This is a genomic window from Cobetia sp. MC34 (assembly GCF_018340035.1).
Classification (GTDB): domain Bacteria; phylum Pseudomonadota; class Gammaproteobacteria; order Pseudomonadales; family Halomonadaceae; genus Cobetia; species Cobetia amphilecti.
Genome location: NZ_JADPPY010000131.1, coordinates 1 through 263 on the forward strand (window position 1 = coordinate 1; position 263 = coordinate 263).

Sequence of the window (263 nt, forward strand, 5' to 3'; positions counted from 1 at the left end):
TGGACTCTGACGCCACGTAGCGGCCTTCTTCGTCCAGCAGCCGCGGCACGATCTGCCCAGGCGGCAGGCTGGCGAACTCAGGACGATGGCAAATCTCCAGCACCTGCTGACGCTCTTCCGGCGATAGAGCATGACGCGGGACAGGCCGCACCGCTTGAGGCCGGCGATCCTGATCGCCCCGCACCCAGCGGCGATGCGTGTTGGTGCCGATGCCGAGTTCAGCGCATGCCGACTGCAGGCGTGCCCCTTGGGCACGCGCCTCA

1 pseudogene is annotated in these 263 nt (G+C 67.7%); it reads right to left on the bottom strand.

The window, feature by feature from the left end:
• Positions 1–263, bottom strand: a pseudogene (locus tag IZU87_RS17460) (IS3 family transposase); the annotation flags it as partial.